Origin of the sequence: Pseudoalteromonas sp. SR43-2, assembly GCF_014163885.1 — a bacterium.
Lineage (GTDB): Bacteria > Pseudomonadota > Gammaproteobacteria > Enterobacterales > Alteromonadaceae > Pseudoalteromonas > Pseudoalteromonas distincta.
The window spans coordinates 24,268-48,401 of record NZ_JACJED010000003.1; the positions used below are offsets into that span (position 1 = coordinate 24,268).

General features: G+C 37.5%; 24 protein-coding genes and 1 pseudogene. 8 read left to right on the forward strand and 17 right to left on the reverse strand.

Annotated features, from left to right (window positions below; translation table 11 throughout):
- Nucleotides 1–4: 4 nt before the first annotated feature.
- The 5 genes from H5120_RS03110 to dapA all read right to left on the reverse strand — a co-directional run bounded on the left by H5120_RS03110 (nucleotide 5) and on the right by dapA (nucleotide 3,050).
- Entirely contained in the window at nucleotides 5–250 is a 246-nt protein-coding gene (locus H5120_RS03110) for an acyl carrier protein (protein ID WP_002958648.1), read from the reverse strand.
- A 21-nt stretch (nucleotides 251–271) separates the two neighbouring features.
- A complete protein-coding gene (locus H5120_RS03115) occupies nucleotides 272–529 on the reverse strand; it encodes a phosphopantetheine-binding protein (protein WP_002958649.1) in 258 nt (85 codons plus the stop codon).
- On the reverse strand, nucleotides 526–1,308 hold the full coding sequence (locus H5120_RS03120) for a 1-acyl-sn-glycerol-3-phosphate acyltransferase (protein WP_182673704.1): 783 nt from the start codon (nucleotides 1,306–1,308) through the stop codon (nucleotides 526–528). The genes H5120_RS03115 and H5120_RS03120 overlap by 4 nt, the downstream gene beginning before the upstream one ends.
- Complete coding sequence (locus H5120_RS03125) at nucleotides 1,301–2,014, reverse strand: beta-ketoacyl synthase chain length factor (RefSeq protein ID WP_182673564.1); 714 nt, start codon at nucleotides 2,012–2,014, stop codon at nucleotides 1,301–1,303. The genes H5120_RS03120 and H5120_RS03125 overlap by 8 nt, the downstream gene beginning before the upstream one ends.
- 118 nt (nucleotides 2,015–2,132) lie before the next feature.
- On the reverse strand, nucleotides 2,133–3,050 hold the full coding sequence (gene dapA / locus H5120_RS03130; protein ID WP_182673565.1) for a 4-hydroxy-tetrahydrodipicolinate synthase: 918 nt from the start codon (nucleotides 3,048–3,050) through the stop codon (nucleotides 2,133–2,135).
- Nucleotides 3,051–3,220: 170 nt separating this feature from the next.
- Here dapA and H5120_RS03135 point away from each other — a divergent pair, with 170 nt between their 5' ends.
- Both H5120_RS03135 and H5120_RS03140 read left to right on the forward strand, forming a co-directional pair.
- The gene (locus H5120_RS03135) at nucleotides 3,221–3,874 is read left to right on the forward strand and encodes a DUF6058 family natural product biosynthesis protein (RefSeq protein ID WP_182671183.1); all 654 of its coding nucleotides are present in this window, start codon (nucleotides 3,221–3,223) and stop codon (nucleotides 3,872–3,874) included.
- A gap of 103 nt (nucleotides 3,875–3,977) precedes the next feature.
- Nucleotides 3,978–4,838 (forward strand): delta-class carbonic anhydrase, encoded by an 861-nt coding sequence (locus tag H5120_RS03140; RefSeq protein WP_182673566.1) that lies wholly within the window; start codon nucleotides 3,978–3,980, stop codon nucleotides 4,836–4,838.
- Between the two features lie 75 nt (nucleotides 4,839–4,913).
- On the opposite strand, the gene H5120_RS03145 is transcribed toward H5120_RS03140, so the two are convergent.
- From H5120_RS03145 to H5120_RS03175, 7 genes are all read right to left on the reverse strand, one after another.
- A complete protein-coding gene (locus H5120_RS03145; protein ID WP_182673567.1) occupies nucleotides 4,914–5,678 on the reverse strand; it encodes a 2-keto-4-pentenoate hydratase in 765 nt (254 codons plus the stop codon).
- Between the two features lie 138 nt (nucleotides 5,679–5,816).
- The gene (locus H5120_RS03150) at nucleotides 5,817–6,221 is read right to left on the reverse strand and encodes a hypothetical protein (RefSeq protein WP_182673568.1); all 405 of its coding nucleotides are present in this window, start codon (nucleotides 6,219–6,221) and stop codon (nucleotides 5,817–5,819) included.
- Nucleotides 6,222–6,515: 294 nt separating this feature from the next.
- A complete protein-coding gene (locus tag H5120_RS03155) occupies nucleotides 6,516–6,860 on the reverse strand; it encodes a hypothetical protein (RefSeq protein WP_182673569.1) in 345 nt (114 codons plus the stop codon).
- Nucleotides 6,861–6,954: 94 nt separating this feature from the next.
- Nucleotides 6,955–7,176: a hypothetical protein gene (locus tag H5120_RS03160; RefSeq protein ID WP_039487563.1), complete on the reverse strand. Its 222-nt coding sequence runs from the start codon at nucleotides 7,174–7,176 to the stop codon at nucleotides 6,955–6,957.
- A gap of 454 nt (nucleotides 7,177–7,630) precedes the next feature.
- Nucleotides 7,631–7,918 (reverse strand): putative quinol monooxygenase, encoded by a 288-nt coding sequence (locus H5120_RS03165; RefSeq protein WP_002958660.1) that lies wholly within the window; start codon nucleotides 7,916–7,918, stop codon nucleotides 7,631–7,633.
- 78 nt (nucleotides 7,919–7,996) lie between these two features.
- Complete coding sequence (gene dkgB / locus H5120_RS03170) at nucleotides 7,997–8,812, reverse strand: 2,5-didehydrogluconate reductase DkgB (protein WP_024605501.1); 816 nt, start codon at nucleotides 8,810–8,812, stop codon at nucleotides 7,997–7,999.
- 157 nt (nucleotides 8,813–8,969) lie between these two features.
- Entirely contained in the window at nucleotides 8,970–10,142 is a 1,173-nt protein-coding gene (locus H5120_RS03175) for an MFS transporter (protein ID WP_182673705.1), read from the reverse strand.
- Nucleotides 10,143–10,258: 116 nt separating this feature from the next.
- Between H5120_RS03175 and H5120_RS03180 the strand changes: the two genes are divergently transcribed.
- Nucleotides 10,259–11,146, forward strand: coding sequence for a LysR family transcriptional regulator (locus H5120_RS03180; RefSeq protein ID WP_182673570.1), 888 nt, complete (start codon nucleotides 10,259–10,261; stop codon nucleotides 11,144–11,146).
- A 107-nt stretch (nucleotides 11,147–11,253) separates the two neighbouring features.
- Nucleotides 11,254–12,294 (forward strand): metal-dependent hydrolase, encoded by a 1,041-nt coding sequence (locus tag H5120_RS03185; protein WP_182673571.1) that lies wholly within the window; start codon nucleotides 11,254–11,256, stop codon nucleotides 12,292–12,294.
- A 69-nt stretch (nucleotides 12,295–12,363) separates the two neighbouring features.
- Here H5120_RS03185 and H5120_RS03190 read toward each other — a convergent pair whose 3' ends face one another.
- Nucleotides 12,364–13,326 (reverse strand): sensor domain-containing diguanylate cyclase, encoded by a 963-nt coding sequence (locus tag H5120_RS03190; RefSeq protein WP_182673572.1) that lies wholly within the window; start codon nucleotides 13,324–13,326, stop codon nucleotides 12,364–12,366.
- Between the two features lie 323 nt (nucleotides 13,327–13,649).
- Complete coding sequence (locus H5120_RS03195) at nucleotides 13,650–13,919, reverse strand: hypothetical protein (RefSeq protein WP_039487544.1); 270 nt, start codon at nucleotides 13,917–13,919, stop codon at nucleotides 13,650–13,652.
- Nucleotides 13,920–14,160: 241 nt separating this feature from the next.
- Here H5120_RS03195 and H5120_RS03200 point away from each other — a divergent pair.
- Together H5120_RS03200 and ykgO are read left to right on the forward strand one after the other, a co-directional pair.
- A pseudogene (locus H5120_RS03200) lies at nucleotides 14,161–14,418 on the forward strand (type B 50S ribosomal protein L31); the annotation flags it as partial.
- A gap of 4 nt (nucleotides 14,419–14,422) precedes the next feature.
- Nucleotides 14,423–14,557, forward strand: a complete 135-nt coding sequence (gene ykgO, locus H5120_RS03205; protein ID WP_002958669.1) for a type B 50S ribosomal protein L36 — start codon at nucleotides 14,423–14,425, stop codon at nucleotides 14,555–14,557.
- 63 nt (nucleotides 14,558–14,620) lie between these two features.
- Here the strand turns inward: ykgO and H5120_RS03210 are convergent, their stop codons facing one another.
- Together H5120_RS03210 and H5120_RS03215 are read right to left on the reverse strand one after the other, a co-directional pair.
- Nucleotides 14,621–15,007, reverse strand: coding sequence for an OsmC family protein (locus H5120_RS03210; RefSeq protein WP_002958670.1), 387 nt, complete (start codon nucleotides 15,005–15,007; stop codon nucleotides 14,621–14,623).
- Between the two features lie 83 nt (nucleotides 15,008–15,090).
- Complete coding sequence (locus tag H5120_RS03215; RefSeq protein ID WP_182673573.1) at nucleotides 15,091–15,480, reverse strand: cytochrome b562; 390 nt, start codon at nucleotides 15,478–15,480, stop codon at nucleotides 15,091–15,093.
- 549 nt (nucleotides 15,481–16,029) lie between these two features.
- Here H5120_RS03215 and H5120_RS03220 point away from each other — a divergent pair.
- Together H5120_RS03220 and H5120_RS03225 are read left to right on the forward strand one after the other, a co-directional pair.
- Complete coding sequence (locus tag H5120_RS03220; protein ID WP_182673574.1) at nucleotides 16,030–18,882, forward strand: TonB-dependent siderophore receptor; 2,853 nt, start codon at nucleotides 16,030–16,032, stop codon at nucleotides 18,880–18,882.
- Nucleotides 18,883–19,430: 548 nt separating this feature from the next.
- Nucleotides 19,431–22,271 carry a TonB-dependent receptor domain-containing protein gene (locus H5120_RS03225; protein WP_182673575.1) on the forward strand — a complete coding sequence of 947 codons (2,841 nt, stop codon included), beginning with the start codon at nucleotides 19,431–19,433 and terminating at the stop codon, nucleotides 22,269–22,271.
- 60 nt (nucleotides 22,272–22,331) lie between these two features.
- Here H5120_RS03225 and H5120_RS03230 read toward each other — a convergent pair whose 3' ends face one another.
- Entirely contained in the window at nucleotides 22,332–24,110 is a 1,779-nt protein-coding gene (locus H5120_RS03230; protein ID WP_002958672.1) for a sugar phosphorylase, read from the reverse strand.
- Nucleotides 24,111–24,134 lie beyond the last annotated feature (24 nt).

Genomic DNA, 24,134 nt, shown 5'->3' on the forward strand with positions numbered 1-24,134 from the left:
AGTATTAGTTAACTAACTTTTCTATTTCGGTGACTATGTCTTGCACTGTGCGCACAAGCTTAAAGGCATCAGGCTCAATTTTTTTACCTGTGATTTCTCTTAATTTTACAACTAAGTCAACTGCATCAATACTGTCTAAATCAAGATCTTGGTACAGGTTAGCCTCTAAGCTAATATCTTCTGGGTCTATTTCAAATTCGTTTTCTAAAATGCCGTGTAATACATCATAAATTTCAGCAGCGGTTTTCATCTTTCTTCCTACTTTTATATATTAAGAACGTGCTTGTTCAATAAATTTTGCTAAAGAATTAACTGAGGCAAAGTGCGCTTTAGTTTGCTCAGAGTTTGCATCTATTTTCACATCGAATTGCTTCTTTATCGCAAGGCCAAGTTCTAATGCATCTATGCTATCTAGCCCTAGGCCATCCACAAATAAAGCGTCATCATCTTGAATGTCAGCAGTGGTCATGTCTTCAAGGTCAAGGCTTGAGATAATCAGTTGTTTTATTTGTTCTTTTAATTCGCTCATATGTTTTTTAGCTCTTGTGTAAAATAATGTTGTAAATCTTTAGTCAATTGGCGTGATTGCATCGCAGGCATACCGCTGTGGTACGTTGCACAATTAAACTGCTGGCTCGCAAGCCCCATTGTAAAATGCGCCTGATATGGCGCGACCTTATACCAAGGTGTGCCTTTGGTTAAAGTGTTTGGCTTCATTTTAATTAAAAAAGTAGTAATGGGCGCATGACACCTAATTGCAATATTTGCAGCGCCTCGTTTAAACTTTAATGCTTTGTTAGGCTCTGTCCGTGTCCCTTCTGGAAATACAATTAAGTTATTACCCTTTTGCAAACTGCGCTCGCATTCTCGTAATAGCTCCTGTGGGTCCTCATTACTTATGTAGCCGGTGCTTTTAATAACGCCACGCATAAAAGGGTTTTTAAATAAATGTGCTTTTACTACGCAATCTGCATTTTTTACTACCGAAATTAAAACAACAACATCAATTAAAGAAGGATGGTTTGCTAATATCAATTGCCCTTTTAAGCCTGCAATTTTTGCTTTATCGTTGACATGAAATCGAATAACGCCCGTTACATGCATTAAACTAACAAACAATTTGAAGCTATAATGTACTGTTTTTCGAGCCTTAAGCTTTTGTTTAACTGAGTCACTTTGAAATAGGCGCTGAGCAGGAAAAACAATAAAGGCTAATACTAAACCACCAATTCCAAAAACTGAAAAGCAAAATGCAGTCGCAATAATCCGCCAAATCAATCCACATAGCCTTTGTGCATTTTTAAGCATGGTACGTAAGCTGCCAATCGTGCTCAAGCGTGTTATGAACAAGTAATGTATTGCTTCGCTCATACAAAGCTTTAGCGCATTGAATACTCATTGGTAAGTCGCTTTTTTCCATGCCCATATTAAATACTTTATTTAAACTAAAATGGGGTTCGCCTTTTTGCGGCGCTCTTATTATTAAACCAATAGAGTGTGCTATTTGCTGTTCATCGGCATACTGAGCGTAAATATCAGGGAGAGTCTCATCGGTATGAACTATTAACATGTGTGGCTGATCGTTATCAGCAAGTCTTACAAAGCCATCTACGAGTGCATAAATAAAGCTTTCGGCTCCTGCAGCAATAGCATTTGTAGCACTTGTATTACCCTGTATTATCCCGAAAAGCCCCGATGCGGCATTATGCACACTTAACCCAAAACCAGTGGGCGACAATGGCTGATCATTTACTACATCAACAAGTAAGTTAGCCGTTTTGTGAAAATCGCCGTGGCGAGAAGAAAAGACACTCGGTAAGTTAACATAATTACCTTGTGTGCTTACTTGATGAGCACTAAAGAGTGCCATTTTAATAAAGGAAGTCATTCGGCGTCGCTTCATAGCAGGCACCCAACTAAGATTTAATACGGAGGAATCAAACCAATTACTCTCTTTTATTTGTCGCTGTTCGGGCTTTATCCATATAGCGAGTTCTTCAACAACAAATTCCACAGCTCTGCATATTTTATAAGATATAAGGGAGAGAATTTTACCGATTTTAGCAATAGAAGTAAATAATCATTAATAAAAAGCACTGAACTAACCCCCTGTTCAGCGCTTGCTCATATTGCTAAGAAAGTAGAGCTATATCATCCTGCTTTATGCACTTAGCTTTACCGCCAACAACATCGTTGTTATTTAACTCATTAATTAAAACTTCGCCTTGAGCTTGTTGTTCATCACTAAGCGGTAAATACGGTAATCTAAATACTGGATTTACTGCACCTGTCATCATCATCGCAGTGTTAATAGCAATAGGGTTTGGCTCACAGAACAACCAGTTCATTAATGGTTGTAATGACGTATTTAACTCATCATTTTTAGTATCCATTAATTGGCGAAACAACCCAGGAATAAGGTTAGAAGTAACCGAAATAACACCGTGAGCTTTGTGTACATGACGAGCGTCGTGTGCTTCATCGTCGTTACCAGACCAACACGCAATGCCTTGCTGCTCATAGTGTGCAATGCGCTCATTGCCGCCACATTCTTTAATACCAATTAGGTTCGAATGCTGTGCTAATGGTTCAATAATATCAGGTGTTAGGTCTTGACCTGTGCGACCTGCTACGTTGTAAATAAAGGCAGGTCCAATATCAAGTACTCGTTTAAAGTGCTCTTTAACACCCGCGATTGACGTACGTCCGTAATATGGGTTAATTTGCAGTGCTGCATCCATACCGCTGGCAAAGCCATATTTAGTTGCTTTAATCGCTTCACGGGTGTTGTTACTACCGGTATTACCAACAATAACCAGTTTGTCACCATATTTGTTTGCAGTGTGCGCTATAAGCATTAAATGCTCTTCCCAGTTCATTAACTGGCCTTCGCCTGTTGTGCCACCGACTACGATGCCATCAACGCCCGCTGCAATTTGTATTTCAACGAGTTCATCGTACTTTGCGAGATCAATTTCACCGTTTGCTAAATATGGCGTTTTAATAGCTGTAATAAGGCTTGCTTGTTTAATTTGGTCTAGGGTGCGCATAAAAATTCATTATTTATAAAACTTGCGCTATTTGTAACATACTTGCCGGTATTTTTGGAGGTATAAGCGCACATTTAATTATAAAATCGCTTGTGTTATTGAGTTTGGTAATACAAAATGAAAAACTGTATATATAAACAGTGTTTTATTTTAACGATACCAGAGGCTTTATGCGTTTATCTGACTACTTAGCAACTCATTTTTATAACACCGATGAACTGTGCCAAGCATTAAACATAGATGCAGATACACTTTTAGCTTGGCAAGAGCGAAGTGTGTTCCCCAAACCAAGTTACTGTATTAAAAGTCAACTTAGCTGCAGCTCATATTCGGGTTTGTATGAATGCGAAGAATATGACGACTATTATCCGCGCGGCTGTGTTAATTGGGGGCAAGGTCTTTTAAAACAAAAAATAGAATCATCAAGCCATGCTTTTAATTATTTTGCGCAGCAATATACTGCAAGCCTAACTAAACTCGCTCAGCATGGATTTACGTTTAGCGAAGAGCTATTTGGCTGTGAAATAGACGAGCACTTACAGCAAGTTTGGCAACAGTTTTTATGCAGTAAATATGGCGTACTTACTCAAAATGGATTAATAGATGAAATAGTCTCGGTAGACATTGGCAGGCTACTAGTTGACGACATTACAGAACTGCGCAGTAAAGCGAGCTTAAACCAAGAAGAAAGAGCGCTACTGCACCCCGCCATAAAGCTTTTAAACAAAGCATTAGGGCATGGCGCCGATCATGAAAAACAACACACATTACGCACCCGCTATATAGATGCACTTATTTTAAAATACGACTTATCTATAAAATAGTTTTGCAATAGTTTGATTATTTATCATTTTAGGATTATTTTACGAAAAACAAGATCTGTTAACTTAATTGTTACGTAAAACATGATTTAAAGGCACTGACTCAATGACAATCAAAACAAAAATAAGTGTAATTTCTGCTGTAATCACTATCCTATCTTTTAATACGCTAGCTAAAGCTAACCACGAAATAGCAAATGACGACATAATAAAAATGCAGCGTGCAGCACTTGCTAAAAACACTGCGAATAAAGGCTTTGGCCCACAATCTCCACGCAATATTGATAATTATAAAGGCGAAAACACGGCAGTTTTCTCTCATGCCCCAACTTCATCAAATATGAACTTATGTAATATACACTTTCATAAAAATGCTGAACATGCCGGTGGCGAGTTTAGTAAATATGCCGGAAATGGTAATGGAAAAGGCTTTAAAAGTGGCTACTTATATTCAGGCTCTTTAACTAAAAGTGAAAGTAAACCAGCAAAAATTGAAATTTGTCCAAGCGATCACGGCGCGCTTTTAGTTGGCGATACCATTGAGGTTCATAACGTTCATACGTCGGCAATTGTAAAACCAGGCCCTACCTTGGGTAGCTGTTTAAGTAATTCGATTAAAAATCCGCAACTACGTGTTGAAGCTCAAGTATATGTATTAGTAAACGATGCTAACGCACTTGATTTTGCTCAAATAAGCTCCGTGTCATCTGTTAATGGTTACTATCAAGCTATTGCTACACCTACAAATACGGGTAAATCGGTTGTTTATAGCGGTTCAACTACTGGTCCTAGTTACAACGAGGCAGGCTCTCCTTTTCAAGTAACATGGTCAGTTAAACCAAAAGTAGCAAAGGTTGATATAAACAGTGTTGGCAAATGGTGTGAAAGTAACACCTTTAATGAAGATCATGCCCACGGCGTACGAAATCTCGTAATAAATCCTGCATTACTCTCTAAAATAAAATAATTAAAATTTAGCCTAATAAAACAACCCACGAATTAGTGGGTTGTTTTATTATGACCGTTAAAATGAGTATTACGCTTAATGGGATAAAAATGTCACATCAAATGTATTTAAATCTTTATATGTAATACATGTTTGCTCATTAGTATTAAGCTCAACAACACCACAGTAAGAACCAGTTATAAACACTTGCCCTGCTTTTAAATTAATTCCCTTTGCTGATAAGTAATTAACCGCCCAATAAAGTGGAAGCTGCGCAAGCTCTGCAGGATGCACACCCGCCAGGTTTAATTCCAGCTCAGTTTGCTTAACGTTGATATTTACAGTACTTGCGTTATACGCTTTGGCTTTATCTATTTGCGGGCCTAAATACACGCCTTGATTAGATAGGCCATCGGCCAGCTTTTCAATGTGAGTGCTTGGAGTGTCTTCATCAAACCTTTTTTGAATAAGCTCAAGTGCTATATGGGCGCTGGCAAATGCAGTATCTACGTCTTCATTTGTATAGGTTTTATTACTTGGTAAATCGCTTTGCAAAATAAATGCAATTTCTGGTTCTATCAGCGCTTTGTTGTTTGTTGTATACAGTGGGCAATTTTCAGCTTGTTTTATAGGTGCATGTAAAAGAGGCGCTAATATAATTGAGCCATCATCTAAAGGCAGCATACACTTCCAGCCATATACAGTTTGATCATTTAAGTAAATCATCAACTTTTGTACTTCTATTGCATCGTCAGTCGTATCTAGTTCTAACTCTTTAGGAAAGTTTGAACGCGCTGGGTTTTCTTCTCTTTGTGCTAATAAGTGAGTAGCAATTAGTTTTAGTTGTATTGAGTTGTTCACATAAATCTCTTTAAAATACGTTACTGGTTAAGCAGTAAATAGGAAGGGTTATATTATTAATGTATTAGCTTAGGCATTAGAACATCATGTTAAATGCCTATAATTAAAATTGTATTTAAAACAAAGCGTGGTAATTATTTAAGTATCAATAGATTTAAGCGAACGTAAAAACAGCCCTAAGCCACCAAACGCTAAAATTATAATAACAATCAAATCAAACGACGTCATAGTTCGCATACTAAATCGCACACTCGATATAACGCCAAATATGAGTGCGGTTAACGAGCCAAGAGATAGTATCCAGCCTAAAATGTTTTTAGAATTATAAAAAATCAGACCCACACCAAAAATAAACGGGATCATAACCATGCCGCCTGTAACGCCAAAGCCACCTAAAGCATTAACACTATAAATGCGAGAACTTAGTCCAAAATTAGAGGTCACCGAAATTGCGTTTAGCAGCATATAAAAGCCACCGCACATCATAATTAAACCAACAAAAAAATGCCCAATACCACCAGAGCTTCCACCAGCACCTTTCATTATTAATTATTCCTTTTATATTTTTGACTTATTTGTTTTAGATGGTAATTGCTCAAGTATTCACATTGACCGCAATCTACATAATCAATCAGTGCACACGCGAAAGCACTTATCGCGTGATTACATGCCAAATAACATAAAACCAAGATAAAAAACCGTGCAAAATTGCCCATAACACAGACTCGTTAGCACTCCATGAAATAGCAATTGCTAGGGCCGTACCAAAAGAGACTCCATATTTTACTATTTCATTTCTTGAGTTTCTCATTAATTATATTCCTAGTTTTTAACTTATTAGCTGCTTGATTTACTTACTAAAACTGACAGCTCTTTACCATCAATATTAATACTTGCTTCTTTGCCTAGTTCAACAACTAAAGAGGGAGCCATATGTTTTCCACCTAGTTTTAGGTCAGTTACTAAACTAACAGTAGAATCATCAATTGGCGTTACTGTAAGAGCAAAACTATACGAATTATCAACTGAAACTGACGCCTCTTCGTTTGAATTGACTACTAAAATAGGTGAACCAATTAAGTTTTTATTATCATAAAATTTAGCATTCACTACAAAACTATCATTAGCTTGTGCAAATGAAGCAAAGCCTAACAACGCTACTATTGCGATTAATTTTTTCATTATTATCTCCATATAAATTATACAGTTTAAAGCTGTTAAGGCTTTATTGGCTGTGATTTTTTAGCTAGCAATTTACCCGCTAATGATTAAAAACTTATGTTTTAGCTCTGATGACATAACCAACGCCCAGCGAACTAATATAGAACAACACTCCAAATACACTAATATCAATGAGTAGCTTTAGAATGTCAAAAGTATCTGTAAACACAAGATACTCAAAAGAAAATAAGTGAAATATAACTTTTGACCCAAAATACGCAGTTAATAAAGGAATTACAAAAATAAGAATAGATTGATTAGATTTATTAATTTCCATACCCATGTCTCCGTTATAAGTTTATTTAACTCAGCTCTAAAAATATAACACACAAAAAATATATAAATAGTTTGCTATTTTGAGTCTCTTATTCAGTACCACTCGAACTATTTACGGCTGACTAAAATGCCATATTATATTTCTACAATTTACACCAGAGAACTTTAATGTAAACAACAAATTAAATAGGCTATTTATTAGAGTGGGTTGTGGTACCAAAACGACTTTTAATAAAGTTATGAACCTCTTTTGATTTCGACGCACTACGAATGCGAATTAACAAAAAGAGTCCTAATAGGTTTCATTGATATTGGCGAAGTTGGGTATTTAGGCAGGTTGGGGTGTAAGAATAAAAGGTGATGTAGGTTAACAGCACCTATTTGAGTATTTACTTTATGACATGTAATTTAGCTAAGTATTTTAATACGTACCATAATAGGCACTTAAAAAGAATTTAACCAATTGATTTATATACATCAATACTACTATTGGTCAAAAGCCCAGTAACTTGCGTACCAAATGCTTTAAAGTGTGGCTCGTTTTTATGCGCTTCAAAGTGCTCGTCAGACGCCCACTGTTCGCTAACAACGTAATCGGTATGTTCATCATCACTTTTTACCGATAGTTCATAACGTAAGCACCCTACTTCTTGGCGCGATGACTTTTGTAAGTTTTCAAGTGCTGTAAGCATCACATCTGCATCAATATTTTTGCACGACAGTGCAGCTATAACCGTTAACATGTGTATTCCTTTTAAAAGTTAAGGTGTAGATAATCTACACCTTAAAATATTTAGTTTAACTTTGTGTTTGAGATAAGTTTATTGATCCCACTGCGGCGCAAAGTCTGGTGTTGCTTGGCGGTCGCCACAATCTAGGCCATCAATGCGGGCTATGTCTTCATCATCTAACTTAACGTGGTCGTTAAAGTTATCTTCTAAGTTTTTACGCTTAGTTGATGATGGAATTGTCGTCATGCCGCTTGCGTTAACCCATGCTAAAACAACTTGTGCTGGACTTGCATCGTGCTTTTTAGCAATGTCGATAATGGTTTGATCTTTAAGTACTTTACCTACTACAAATGGCATGTACGCAGTTACATGTATATCGTGCTGAGCACAAAATGCACGCAATTTAGTATTAGTTAAGTATGGGTGAACCTCAACCTGATTGGTAAATATTTCACGCGAGTCAAGCGTTTGCATTGCTTCATTTAAGTTTGCAATGGTAAAGTTTGATACACCAATGTGCTTAGTTAAACCTAGCTGCTTCGCTTTTAGTAATTCAGTGAGGTATTCACTCATTGGCTCGTCGTTAGCAGGCGATGGCCAATGAATTAGCAGTAAGTCGACCGAATCAACTTGTAGCTTTTCAAGTGACTTTTTAACGCTTGGGATAAAGTCGCTTTTATTTAATTTGTTATTCCACACTTTGGTGGTTAAGAATATTTCACTGCGCGGAATATTACTATCTTTTATGGCTTGACCTACTTGCTCTTCGTTGCCATAAATTTGTGCGGTATCAATATGGCGAAACCCAACTTCGAGTGCCATTTTTACTGAGTTATAGGCAGTGTCGCCCTCTAAGCGGAATGTTCCCATACCGAGTTCTGGCATTTCTATTACACGTTTTGTCATGGTTTATCCTTATAAAATAATCGGTTAAAAATACAAACTTTTAAAAGTTTTACGAAATACACCTTTTACTTCTTATTACGACTGTCACTTAAAAATCTATGACCTCATAACAGGTATGAGGTCATTAATTTTAGTTTCAAGGTTAACAGAAGATACTTTATGCTTGCTGAATTTCACGTCTATCAAGCATACCGCTGTAGCGTGTAACACCGAGTGCTAAAACAGAGATAACGGCGCCTATCCATGCTGTATCTTGCAGTGTCATGTTCTCTACTACACTACCGCCAATAATTGAGCCAAGTGCAATACCAATATTAAATGCGGCTATGTTTAAACCTGATGCAACATCTACCGCATTGGGCGTGTGCTTTTGTGCTTGCTTTACTACATAAAGTTGCAAGCCTGGCACATTACCAAAAGCAAATGCGCCCCATACTAAAATAGTAAGTACAGCAGCAATTTTTGATTCCATCGTAAAAGTAAATATCAGTAAAATAATACTCAAAGCGCTGAATATAATGCTCAGTGCGCTAATTGGGCCGCGTTTGTCGGCCAACTTTCCACCCCAAATATTACCTACCGCTACCGATACACCGTAAACAAGCATTATTAAGGCAATAGCCGAAGGCGCAAAACCTGTTTGTTGCTCTAAAATAGGTGCTAAATAAGTAAACGCTGTAAACGTGCCGCCATAGCCCAATATCGTCATTAAATACACCAGTAATAAACGCGGTTTTACGATTACTTGTAGTTGCTCTTTAAACGTGGCTGGTATTGATTGTTTTAAGTTTCTTGGTACTAAAATAGAGCTGCCGATTAATGCAATTAAACCTAATACCGACACAACTAAAAACGTTGCACGCCAACCAAAGTGTTGTCCAATCCATGTACCTAGTGGCACACCAGTTACGAGTGCTACAGTAAGCCCGGTAAACATAATGGCTATTGCACTGGCTTCTTTGTCTTTGCTTACTAGGCTAGTGGCAATCATCGATCCGATTGAAAAAAACACACCATGGGCAAGCCCCGTTAAAATGCGCGCAAGTATTAATGTTTCGTAACTTGGCGCTTGCCATGCAAGTAAGTTACCTAAAACAAATAAGCCCATTAAGCTTATTAGTACCACTTTACGATTCCAACGACCCGTTAAAGCTGTTAGCACCGGCGCACCAATGGCAACGCCAACCGCATATAAACTTACAAGCAAACCTGCTGAAGGTAGGCTTACGCCTAAGTCGTTTGCAATGGTGGGTACTAATCCCACTATTACAAACTCAGTTGTTCCTATTGCAAATGCGCTTAAGGTAAGCGCCCACAAAGCCAATGGCATAGTTATATCCTCATTAATATTTGAAGAATGTAGTTTGGCTAAAATATCGTTTGCAAAAAATAGCATTAGTGACAAAATACTTTTGTTAATAATGCAAAGATGGTGTTGGTATACTTATGGCTGTTCATTCAAAAACTGAAGATTTAGAAACGTTTATAACGGTAGTAGATTGCGGAAGCTTTTCGGGGGCAGCTAATTTGCTCGATCAACAGGTGGCTAAAGTGTCGCGAGCTGTATCACGCCTTGAAAATACATTGCAATGCACTTTACTAAACAGAACAACACGCCGATTAGAACTTACCGAAGAGGGCCATACTTTTATAAAATATGCGCGCGAAGGATTAAATACGCTTTATACCGGTGAAGAAGCTATAAAGCTTTTAAAACAAGCGCCAAGTGGCAAGCTGCGAATAGATGCTGCAAGCCCTTTTGTATTGCACCAACTTACGCCTTTAATTGGCGAATTTGCCAAGCAATACCCTCACATAACGCTTGATATAACCTCGCACGACAGCATTATTGATTTACTTGAACATAAAACCGATTTAGCCATACGCATTGGTGATTTAAAAGACTCAAATTTAAATGCTCGTAAACTCGGCAGCAGTCAGTTACGTATTGTAGCCAGCCCAGAATATATAAAAAACAACACAGCAATTACGCAAATAGATGACTTACAAAATCACAAGATAATTGGTTTTAGTGACTCCCCTAAATTAAACACTTGGCCGTTAGTAAAGCCCGCTTTATTTACGTTTTCGCTTAGCGCAAGCAGCGGCGAAACAGTGCGCCAACTATGTATTGCAAACCAAGGCGTTGCGCTACTTTCTCACTTTATGATTGGCAATGACCTAAAAACAGGTAAATTAGTTGAAGTGTTACCCAGTGCAGTTAGCTCACCTAATAACCGAGAAATTATACAAGCCGTGTATTATAAAAATAGTGCGGTATCGTCTCGCATTACAGCATTTTTAGATTTTATAAAACCCAGGCTTAGTTTATAAATTTTGGGCATTGATGTGCTTATCAAATATTTCACATTATTTTTTGACGCTTTTGAATAATCAAAAAGTATAAATAATAAAAGTCGTAATTAAAGGTATTAATCAAAATGGATTCTTTAACGCAGGTAGCATTAGGTAGTGCTGTAGGTTATGCGGTATTAGGCAATAAAATAGGTCGAAAAGCCGTTTTATGGGGAGCAATTTTAGGCACACTCCCTGATTTAGATGTATTTTTGCCTTATGGTGGCTCTGTAGAAGCATTTACTTATCACCGTAGCTTTAGTCATTCGTTATTAATACATTTATTAATTAGCCCGCTCATTGTATGGCTAATATTAAAAATACACACCGGAATGAAAACTTATAAAGTGCGCTGGTTTTGGCTAGTATTTTTAAGTTTATCTACACATGCCATATTAGACAGCCTAACGGTATACGGTACACAATTACTTTGGCCTATTACTGAGTACCCCTTTGCGGTTTCTAGTGTGTTTATTATTGACCCCGCTTACACGCTTCCTTTATTAATTGGCGTAATATGTACGCTAATACCCAAAATACAAGCAGCAACGGCTTATCGTATAAATGCAGCGGCCTTAGTTTTAAGTAGCTTATATTTATTTTGCGCTTTAATTTTAAAAGTAAATATTGATGAGAAGGTAAAAACTGCACTCAACAACAGGCAAATACCAGTAAATGCGAATATTAGTACGCCTGCCCCGCTAACCACTTTGCTGTGGCGTATTGTTGTGATGTCTGACGGACAATACTACGAAGGTTATGCATCAGTATTTGACGCGCCCAGCGATGTTACATTAACGCCTTATCAAACAACGCCTTCATTGTTAAATAATATTAGCGATGAATGGGCTATAAAACGCTTGCAGTGGTTTACTAAAGGGTTTTATTCGGTGCGCCAACAGCAAAGCAGTATTGTACTTTCTGATTTACGTATGGGGATGGAGTGCAACTATGTGTTTAATTTTGTAGTGGGTCAAAAAAATAATTCAGAGGTGAGCATTGGTAACTTTGAAAAAATAAGTCAAAGACCAAACTTAAGCAATCTTCATAAAATATGGGACAGGATTTGGCAACCAAATGTGTCTTTAGCATCACCCTCTGCAAAAAATGACTGTAATAGCGAATAACGTCATATTATAAGATTCGTACTAGCATGAGGAAGTGAAGTTCAGGCAGCAATTAAACTAAATAGCTCACTAAAGTGATTGCTGCTTTTTTTGCTGATACATGGCAACATCAGCATCTTGAATCATATCCTCAACCGATTTACCTGTATCGTATTTAAAGTGTGTTGCCCCTACACTGTAATCAATTTTGTATGGCTTATTTAAGGTATTATTGGTATGCGCAATTGCATCCGCAAACCTTTGTAAAACAAACTCAGCTTTTGTTTCATCTAAATCACTTAGCATTACTACAAACTCATCTCCGCCAAGTCTGCCTATTACTTCACAATCACAAAATGAACTAAGCATAATTTGCGCAAATTTATTCAATACAAAATCGCCTTCGTGGTGTCCATAAACATCATTAATTTGTTTAAATTTATTAAGATCAAACAATATAAACGACATTGATACTTTGTTTCGCCTACATACATTTAGCGTATGCTCAGCAAGGTTCAAAAAGCCACGCCGGTTAGAGATTCTTGTTAACTCGTCAATTGTGGCTAGTTGAATTGATTGAATCTCTTGCTCAACCAACGTGCCTAAATCTCTTAGTAATTGTTTTTCTTCATCATTAAGGTGTCTAGGTTTATTATCGGCAAGGCATAAAGTGCCTATAATAACCCCTTGCCTTAATTTTAAAGGAAAGCCGGCATAAAAGCGTACTTTAGGATCGCCTGCAACAAAAGGGTTATCAAAAAACCTTTTATCTTGGGCTGTATCTGGGATTATTAAGAGCTCGTCTTGATTTATGGTATGGCCACAAAATGAGGTTTCGCGAGGAAGCTCAGGCGCATCAAGCCCCTGCCTAGATTTAAACCATTGGCGGTCTTCGTCAATTAAAGTAACCAATGAAATAGAAACATTAAACATACGCTTGGCAATACGAGTAACACGATCAAAGCGCTCTTCATGCGACGTATCTAGAATTTTTAATGTTTTTAACGCATGTAATCGCTCTGCTTCGTTACTTGGGATATCAGGTTTAATCATTAAAGCTCAATTAATTTTAAGTGTTTTATGAATTACGAAATGGGAGCGAATATTTTCGAGTATATAACCCATAAACTTATTTAAATTATAAACAGCCTGTCTATTAAAACTAGAACATTACCTTAAAATAGCAATAAATACTTATGAATATCAGTAAGTCGTACTTAAATAAAGATAAGATTAAATCCGCAAAAAATTATGATGAAAACAGGTGGGAGTAGTGGTTGATACAACATTACTACTTTCTAGTTAAAAAGTAGTAGTGGCTATTTAGTTTTATTTAAATAACCACTGGATTTGGCATACTTACAAAAATAAACACTTTAATTTTGGTGCTCATATTGTCCACGGTAAACTTCAAATACTTTTAAAACAGTATGTTGCTCTTTAGTTAGGTTATCAAACCAAGTATCAAACAGCTCATCATCTTCTTGCTCACTAAGTGCCATATACCTTGCTAGTAACTCTACAATATCATTGTGGTTGCAGGTTAACGGATTTACTTGTTGCGCCAAGGTACTGTGGTCGCGCTCTCTTAGGGTTTCCATCACCCCTTGGTCAATTTGTTCTTGTTGTTGTGTTGCGTCACTCATACATAACCTCTGTAATAACTTTATAACCGTATTTGTTAACGTTTTAACTCTTAAATATAGTTATAACAGCCTAAACGCCAATAGCCAGCATTTTTAATTCAAGTGCTTATTTTTTGATTTGTTTGCACAAATAGCCAGCAATTACGCCCCTTTTGGGGAGCATTTAAATAATTTGCAATGAGAGAATAAATACGTCAAATTAAAATGATATATTATCACATATTATTTATTGAGGCGTATTATGAAACCAAATATTCATCCTTATTACCAAGTGGTTGCGTTTCACGATACTGCTGCCGATTCTTACTTTATTATTGGCTCAACCATTAAAACAGGCCGCACAGTAGAAATAGACGGTAATACTTATCCATATGTACCTATTGACGTATCAAGTGACTCACACCCATTTTATACAGGCAAGCAAAAAACTGTTGCTACAGATGGCCGTGTTGCGCAGTTTAACCGTCGTTTTAAAAATTTATCGACTGTTAAAAAGGAAAGGTATGAAAGTATTAAGCTCTCTAAAAAGTGCCAAGCAACGTCCGGGGTGTCAAATTGTAAAACGCAAAGGTCGTGTATTTGTAATCTGTAAAAACAACCCACGCTTTAAAGCAGTACAAGGAATGAAAAAGAAATAAGTTAAGCCGTGGAGCACTATACATAATTAGGTAGCCTGTTAAAGCTACCTAATTTAGGGAGGATTATTTTACCACTACTGAAAACTCTGGCACTGCCTGAATTACTTTTTTTACCGTACAGGTATTAACGGCTGCAATAAGCGCCTTTTTATATTTATCAGGAAAACCGTCTGGTAGGTTAATTTCAATTGAAAATAACTTTTTACCGTTATCATCTACATTTTCATTATTTTGAGTAAGCGTCATACCTTGCGTTGAAATATCACGCTGCTCACAAAATTTACGTGCATAAAAACCTGCACATAAAACCATACTTACTAAAAAGTAATCAAACGGTTCTGGATGCTCTGCGTTGCCACCAGCGTTTACACTTTGATCGCTGATTACTTCTAGGTCGCCAAATTTAGCGCTTTGCTTTTGGCCTTCTAACATTGAAACTGAAATTTCCATTGTGTTTCCTTATATTTATTGCTGCAGATACTTTTAACGCAATTAGCTTAAAAGTAGCGACTAAAGATACATATAGTTTAGGTTTATGAACCGAACAGTAATTTAAAGAACCCTGGAGGCTCATGTAGCTCATGATATTTTTTACGTAAATTATCTATATTTTTTAACGGTTCTTTTGCTGCACTTAGACCCTGCTCGTTCGCTGCTTTTTTAGCAAGCTCAGCTTGGGCAATCACTTTATCAAGGCCCTGCAATGACTGCTCAGGCTTTTTGTAAAACTTACCTGTTTTACTTACTTTTACTAGCTTTATAAATTCATCAATCGCAGTATTAAATTCACTAAGTTGAGTTGCCTGTACTGCTTGTTTATACGCAAGGCCCGTATTTTTCATATTTATTTCAAGATCGACAGGTTCCTCGGCTAAAACCAATGAGCTAAATAATAACGCAATATTTAATAAGAAATATTTCATGAACAACCTTATGAGTGAAAGACGCCGAATTGTATCAATTAAAGTAAAAAAAGTAACTCTACTACTCTAAACTTTGGAAGCTCTCTGTAAAGCCCCTTTACAGTTTGTATTAGCGGTGGAAGACAGAACATAATCTTGAATTTATGAAAATAAATTATCAAGCTAACCCTATACGATACAAACCTAAAAAGTAACAAAACAATCCCTAAAAATACAACTATAAAACCATGAAAATAAACATATAAATATTTATACTTTTAAATCAATAAGTAAAAAACAATAAAAAAGGCAATCAAGATACAAAATATAAACACATTGCCAATAGGGCAAACAAGAAGTTAACAGAAACATTTTAAACCATTGTTTTAACTATATTTTAACAACCCGCTTGTCTTCTTTATTTGTAGGTTCAGCGATAATCCATTGCCTAAAAAACTGCAAGTGTTAAATCTGGGTGCGCAATGTAAATTTTGTATACAAACAATTACTAATATGAATTTTATATTGCACTTAAGTTTAAAAAAACAACTAATTCATCTAGGGGATAATATGAAATCTTATAACCAGCTCTCAAGCGGCATAAAAACAGCTCTCTGTTTAAGTGCAATTGGTTTGGCGCATACTTCTATTGCAGCAGATGCTGAGGATACAAAAATAGAACGAGTTGAAGTAACAGGTTCAAAAATCAGCCGAGTTGGTGCAATTGCACCTGCACCTGTAACTGTAATTACTGGTGAACAACTTCTTAATACTGGTGCAGTGAATATCGGTGAAGCGTTAAATAAACTACCAGCACTAGGTAACACATATTCTTTAGCAAACTCAGGCCGCTTTATTGGTACTGCAGGTCTTAATATTCTTGATTTACGTAACATGGGTACTGACCGTACGCTTGTACTTGTAAATGGTAAACGCCATGTCTCGAGCTCAGCTGGCTCACAATCTGTTGACACTAATACTATACCAAGCGTATGGGTTGAGCGTGTAGAAATTGTAACAGGCGGTGCATCTGCTGTTTACGGTGCTGATGCTGTAACAGGTGTTGTTAACTTTATTTTAAAAGATAATATTGAAGGTTTAGACTTTACTGTAACTAAAGGCGTTTCAGATTTAAGTGATTACAACAATGAAAAGGCAACCTTTTCATATGGTAAGAACTTTGATGATGGCCGTGGTAATGCTGCATTTGCAGTTGAATACTCAGCTCAAGACTCTTTAAATGCGTTAGATCACCCTTGGACTGATGGTTCATACTCAAGTCTACGTAACCAAGCCCAAAACGATTCTAATAAAGACGACCCTAATTTTCCTGATAAGATTTATACGCCAAATGCTGGTTACTACGCAATTAATAACGCAGGCGTATTTAGCCTAGGTAATGGTTATGTAAATACATTTAATGCAGATGGCTCTCATCGTGACATTTATACTGGTGACAACGTTGACGGTCTTCTATGTGCAGATTGTGATTCGTTTAACCTAGCCCAGTTTGACGAGATACAACCAAAATTCGAACGTTACAATGTTAACTTTAAAGTTAACTATGATGTAACAGACGATTTAAATGCTTATTTTGAAGCCAAATACGTAAACAGTGAAGGTGAAAGCATTGGCCAACCCGCATTTTTCTTTGGCGATCCACGTAATACCATACAAATTGATAACGCATATTTAGACCCAAGTGTTAAGAAGCTTATGGAAGAAGCTAACGATGGTGAAGGCGTAGAATCAATAAATGTACTTCGTATGATGACTGATTTAGGTCGTCGCATTGAAAACAATACACGCGAAACAACACGATTTGTAGCTGGCCTTAAAGGTACGGTCTTTAGTGATTGGGATTTAGATGCATCTATTGTACGTGGTAAAACAGAATTAGAACGCGTCAATGGCGCGAATATGATTCTTGAAAATTACTCTAACGCACTTGATGCGGTAGATGATGGCAATGGTAATATTGTATGTAGAAGTGAAGCAGCACAAGCTGAAGGCTGTGTTCCTGTAAATATTATGGGCTTTGGTGCGCCAAGTGATGAAGCAATTGACTACATTAATACTGTTTCTACAGGTACATCTGAAATCACTCAAACTGTAGTATCTGCTTCTTTGGCCAATGGTGGATTATTTGAATTACCTGCAGGTTATGTAGGTATGGCTTTTGGTGTTGAATACCGTAAAGAAGAAAGTGAAACAAAAGAGCCAAATAATGCTGAAGGCACATTCTTTAATGCACTTGGTGAAGACAAAGGCGACTTTGATGTAAGTGAAATTTTTACAGAAGTATCAATTCCACTACTTTCTGATATGCCATTTGTTCAAGACTTAGTGCTGGATGCAGCTGTACGCTACGCTGATTACAGCACAATTGGCGATGCAACTAGCTGGAAATTAGGGCTTGATTGGACTCTAAACGATGAGCTTCGTTTTCGTTTAACACAATCAGAAGCGCTAAGAGCGCCAAATATTGGTGAAATTTTTGGTGCACCGAGCCAAACTTTCTACAGTGTCGACGATCCTTGTCAAGCTGATAACTTAAATGATTTACAAAACAGTAGTACACGCCGTGCCAACTGTGCTGCATTAGGTGTGCCAGAAGGTTTTGATTCTGACTATGATTCACAAACACTTGAAGGTTTGCAAAGCGGTAACCGAGATGTGAAGGGTGAAGAATCTACAAGTACTACTATTGGTCTAGTTTACCAACCAGAGTTTATTGAAAACGCAACACTTACTATCGATTACTGGAAAATTGAGCTTGAAGATGCAATCTCGACTATCAGTGCGCAAGATATCCTAGATCGTTGTGTTGATAGCGGCTCAGGTATTTCAAATCAATATTGTAATCTTATTACACGTGATGCAAACAGTGAGATTTCGTTAATTCAAAACTCAGTGCTTAATGTGTCAGGTCAAGAAGCATCTGGTGTTGACTTTGAATTAGGTTACGACTTTGATGCGCTTGAAGGTAGCTTTAAAACACGCTTTATTGGTACATATTTGATTGAGCGTAAAGAGTTCCCATTCCAAGATGAGCCTAGCGACTACATTGAATATGCGGGCGTTACAGGTGAAGCGCAATGGCAAGCTAACTTAAATATAGAATACAGCTACGAAAACTTATACACATCTTTGAGCACTCGTTATATCGAAGAAGTAAGCTTATACACAGATCAAGATTTAAGCGATAACCCCAATCCAAATAGTTTAACTACTTTTGGTACATACATAATTACTGACATGACAGTCGGTTATAACTTTGATAACGGTGTTGGCTTAAAAGTGGGTGTAGATAACCTATTCAATCGTGAGTTACCTTATGGTACACGTGGTGATGGTAGCGGAAGTGCTAGCTACGATAATATAGGGCGTTTTGGTTACATTACTTTTTCATATAAAATGTAAGTTTTATTGTTAATAAAAGGCCCATAAACTGGGCCTTTTTTACTTTTCAAAGATGAAATTTACTCATTTTATATTTATTAGCAACAAAAATAGCGTAATTTAAATTACTTCACGACAACATGAAATTACATAAATAAAACATTAAAGACTAATAAACCTTCTATTAAAATTTATTAATTAACTAACCTTCTCCTAAAAAATTAATATGAAAGCCATAAAAAAGTTCATTATTAACACTCAAATGAAAACAAAAAACACTACATGATAATGAAAAGTGCATAGACAATAAAAAACCTTATTTTTAGTTACAAACTCATATCAAATAATTAAAATTATAAATGTAAAAAACGCAACAAACTGAACTTTATAAAAATTGATACAGAAATAACTCATTTGAATCCATCAAGTTACCTCTCTTCTATTACTGGTTTCCCCGTGCAATAATCGCCGACCTCATAAAAAAGTTATAGGTTTTTATCTAATACAGACTGTATTAAGTAAAAATAAATATTGTATTAAATTACTATAAAATGTCCTTTGGGAAACACATGAAACGTCATAATTTACTTTCTACTAGCATTAAATGTGCATTAATTACTGCTGCTGCAACAGCAAGTAACTCTGTGCTTGCACAAGATGAGCAAGCAACAAAAATTGAACGCGTTGAAGTAACGGGTTCACGTATTTTACGTGAGGGTGCTATTGCACCTGCACCAGTAACAGTTATAAGTGGCGAGCAGCTAATTAATACAGGCGCTGTAAACATTGGTGAAGCGCTAAACAATTTACCAGCACTTGGCAATACATATTCTATGGCTAACTCAGGCCGTTTTATTGGTACTGCTGGTTTAAATATTCTTGATTTACGTAACATGGGTACAGACCGTACCTTAGTACTTGTAAATGGTAAGCGTCATGTATCAAGCTCTGCAGGTTCTCAAGCTGTGGATACCAATACTATTCCAAGTGTATGGGTCGAGCGTGTAGAAATTATCACTGGTGGTGCATCCGCTGTATATGGAGCTGACGCGGTAACAGGTGTTGTAAACTTTATATTAAAAGACAACATTGAAGGTATGGATTTTAGTGTTACCCGAGGTTTTGCCGATTTAAACAGCTACAACAACGAAAAAGCGACGTTCTCGTACGGCTCTAATTTTGATAACGGCCGTGGTAATGCCGCTTTTGCTATTGAGTACTCTGGCCAAGATTCATTAAATGCACTTGACCACCCTTGGACTAGTACTTCGTTTAGTAGTTTACGTAATCAAGCCCAAACAGATGCAAACAAAGATAGCGCAGCCTTCCCAGACAAAATCTTAACACCTAATGCTGGTTATTACGCAATTAATAACGCCGGTGTTTATGCACTTGAAGATGGATATACTAATAGCTTTAACGCCGACAGTAGCGCTCGCGACTTATACATAGGTGATAATGTAGATGGCTTGTCATGTGCAAACTGTGATTCGTTTAATCTTGGTCAATTTGAAGAGATTCAACCTGAGTTCGAGCGCTACAACGTAAACTTTAAAGTTAACTACGATGTTACCGACGACTTAAATGTCTACTTTGATGCAAAATACGTAAACAGCCAAGGCGAAAGCATAGGCCAACCTGCATTTTTCTTTTTCGACAGCGACAATAGCATTAAAATCGACAACCCTTACCTAGACCCAGCCATCAAAGCACGTATGGAAGAGGAAGGTGTTGATTCGATCATGGTTAACCGCATGATGACCGACCTTGGCCGCCGCATTGAAAACAATACGCGTGAAACAACGCGCTTTGTTACCGGCTTAAAAGGGACTGTATTTGAAGATTGGGAATTAGATACATCAGTTGTTTATGGCCAAACTGATCTTGAGCGTGAAAACGGCGCTAACATGATTTTAGCCAACTACTTTAATGCACTTGATGCCGTTGAAGATACAAATGGTAACGTAGTATGTCGTAGCGCTGCTGCACAAGCTGACGGCTGTGTACCTGTAAATATTATGGGTTTTGGCGCACCATCTCAACAAGCTATTGATTACATAAATACAGTATCAGTTGGTACCTCAACAATTAAGCAAACGGTTGTTTCTGGCTCACTTGCTAATGGCGCTATTTTTGAATTACCAGCAGGTTATGTAGGTGTTGCATTTGGTGCCGAGTACCGTAAAGAAGAAAGCGAAACAAAAGAGCCAGATAACGCAGAAGGTACTTTCTTTAACGCACTGGGCGAAGATAAAGGTTCGTTCAACGTACGCGAAGTATTTTTTGAAGCGACGATGCCAATTTTAACTGATTTGCCGCTTATCCAAGATTTAGTATTTGACACTGCAGTACGTCATGCTGACTACAGTACGATTGGCGAAGCCACTAGCTGGAAACTTGGCCTTGATTGGACTGTAAATGATGAGCTACGTGTACGTGTAACACAATCTGCAGCACTTCGTGCGCCAAACATTAGTGAAGTATTTGGTGCACCGAGTCAAACTTTCTACAATGTAGACGACCCGTGTCGCGCTGAAAACTTAGGTGACTTATCAAACGGTGCAACACGTACTGCAAACTGTGCCGCATTAGGCGTAGCGAGTGACTTTAATTCAGATTACGATTCAGCCTCTTTAGATGGTTTAAGCAGTGGTAACCGCGATGTTAAAGGCGAAGAGTCAACAAGTACAACTGTAGGCATTGTTTACCAACCAGAGTTTTTAGAAAACGCGCTACTTACTATTGATTACTGGGAAATTGAACTTGAAGATGCAATTGACACAATTAACGCGCAAGACATTCTTGATCGCTGTGTTGATAGCGCAACAGGTATAAACAATCAGTACTGTAACTTAATTACACGTAATGCTAATGGTGAAATTACTTTAATACAAAACTCTGTATTAAATGTTGCTGGCCAAAAAGCATCAGGGATAGATTTTGAACTAGGTTACGACTTTGACGCGCTTGAAGGTAGCTTTAAAACCCGCTTAATTGGTACTTACTTAATTGAACGTAAAGATTACCCGTTCCAAGACGACCCTAGTAACTACATTGAATACGCAGGTACTACAGGTGAAGCTAAGTGGCAAACTAACTTATCTGTAAGTTATGTTATGGATAACTTTTTCTCAACAGTTGAAACACGCTTTTTAAATGAAGTAGATTTATATACAAATGTTGAGCTTGAAAATAACCCGAACCCAAGTAATCAAATGTCTTACGGTAAATACTTTATTACCGATATGACTGTTGGTTACAACTTCGATAGCGGTTTAGGCGTTAAAGTAGGTGTTGATAACGTATTTAATCGTAAACTTCCGTACGGTTCACGTGGTACAAGCGCGGGCAGCGCAAGTTACGACAACATTGGCCGCTTTGGCTACATTAATTTAAGCTACAGCTTATAATTAATAAAATAACTTATTAGTTAAAACAAAGGCTCGCAGTGCGAGCCTTTTTAATAGGTCTTATTTAATATTACTCAGCCACACGCTTTGGTATGGTTCTAGCTCTATTGTTAATTGGCTTTCTTCAATCGTTTTATCTGCCACCAAATCAAACCACTTTTGGGTGTTAATTAAGTTTAAGTCGGCCAATGTGAGTGTTTGTGGTTTATCGCTAATGTTATAAACACAAAATATGCTTTGGCGTCTGTCTATACTTTGTCGCCAAAAACCAAATAATCCCCCTGCTAAATGCAGCGTAAACTGTGTAGCATTTGGGTGGAAGGCACTTTGCTTTTTGCGTACTGCCAATAAACTTTTTATGCCGTTAAACACTTTATGATGATGACTGTACTTTTCACCAATTGCCGCCAGTAGCTTTGACTCTTGCCACCGATGGCGATTAATAGCACGGTTATGCTGTGAATTTTCAAAGCGTTCGTAATCGTTAGTTGTACCCAACAAACTATGAATATAAAGCCCTGGGATACCTTCTAGCGCAAACATAATTGCGTGAGCACACATAAACCGCTCCAGGCCAAACTTATCTGGGCCATTGTGCGTCCCTTGGAGAGCATCAAATAAAGCAATATTTAGCTCGTACGGTGTATGTGTGCCATCGTTACTTGTACGCATAGATACACGTCCACCAAATTGCATTGTGGTACTTACTAGAGATGCCACTTCACTGGGTTGCAATAAACCTTCAATTGGCCTGAGCCCTATTCCGTCGTGCGAGGCTATAAAATTAAAGTATGCCGTACCATTTTGCGCAGGTGGCATGCTCATCATCCAATGCTTAATTGCAGTGCTATCGCCACTAAGTAATGTATGAAGCAATAAAGGCGGCAGTGCAAAGTTATAAATACTGTGCGCTTCGTTGGCATTACCAAAATAAGACAGGTTTTCTTGGTTTGGAATATTGGTTTCGGTAATTATAACTACGCTCGGCTCTGCGTGCTCAATAAGTGTTCGCATTAGCCTTACTGCTTCATGTGTTTGCGGCAAGTTAATGCAACTTGTATTAAGCTGTTTCCACAAAAATGCAACCGCATCGAGTCTAAATAAACGCACGCCATTGTCTAAATAATGCCTAATTATTCCCACAAACTCTTTAAGTACCTCGGGGTTTGCAAAATCAAAATCAACCTGATCGTGACTAAAGGTACACCACACGTGTTTTTCGCCGCTTGGCGTAGTTACAGTATTTAATAACGATGAGGTTCGCGGGCGAACAACTTGGCTTAAATCATCCGTTAAGCTCGCCGTTTTGAAATAATCTTTACCCGGGTGTAAATCATTTAAAAAGTTCTCAAACCATACACTTCTGCTTGAGCAATGGTTAATAACTAAATCCGCCATTAGCTTTACGTCTTTAGCGATGTTTTGAATATCTCCCCAATCACCCAAGGACTCGTTCACTTGCACGTAGTTCATTACGGCAAAGCCTTCGTCTGAGCTGTACGGGTAAAATGGCAATATATGCAGCGCATTTAACTGCATATCACATTGCTCTTTTATAAACCTGTGTAGTGTTTTAAGCGGTGCCTCCATTGGGCTCGATACGGCAAATTCGCTATCATCGTGTTTAATAATAGAGTCGCCATAAGCAATCAATACTATATCTTGTTCATCCCACCGGTTTGTATGGGGTGTCGGGTCGCGCAGTGCATTGCTACCTAATATAATTTTAATAAGTTGCTGAGCAAGCTCAGTAACCGATAAAGGCAGCTCAACACCCTCATAAATAATATGAAGATGTTGCTCTACTCGTTGTAAAAATAATTCGCTAACTGTGCTCACATGCGCCCCTAATATTTATTGTTT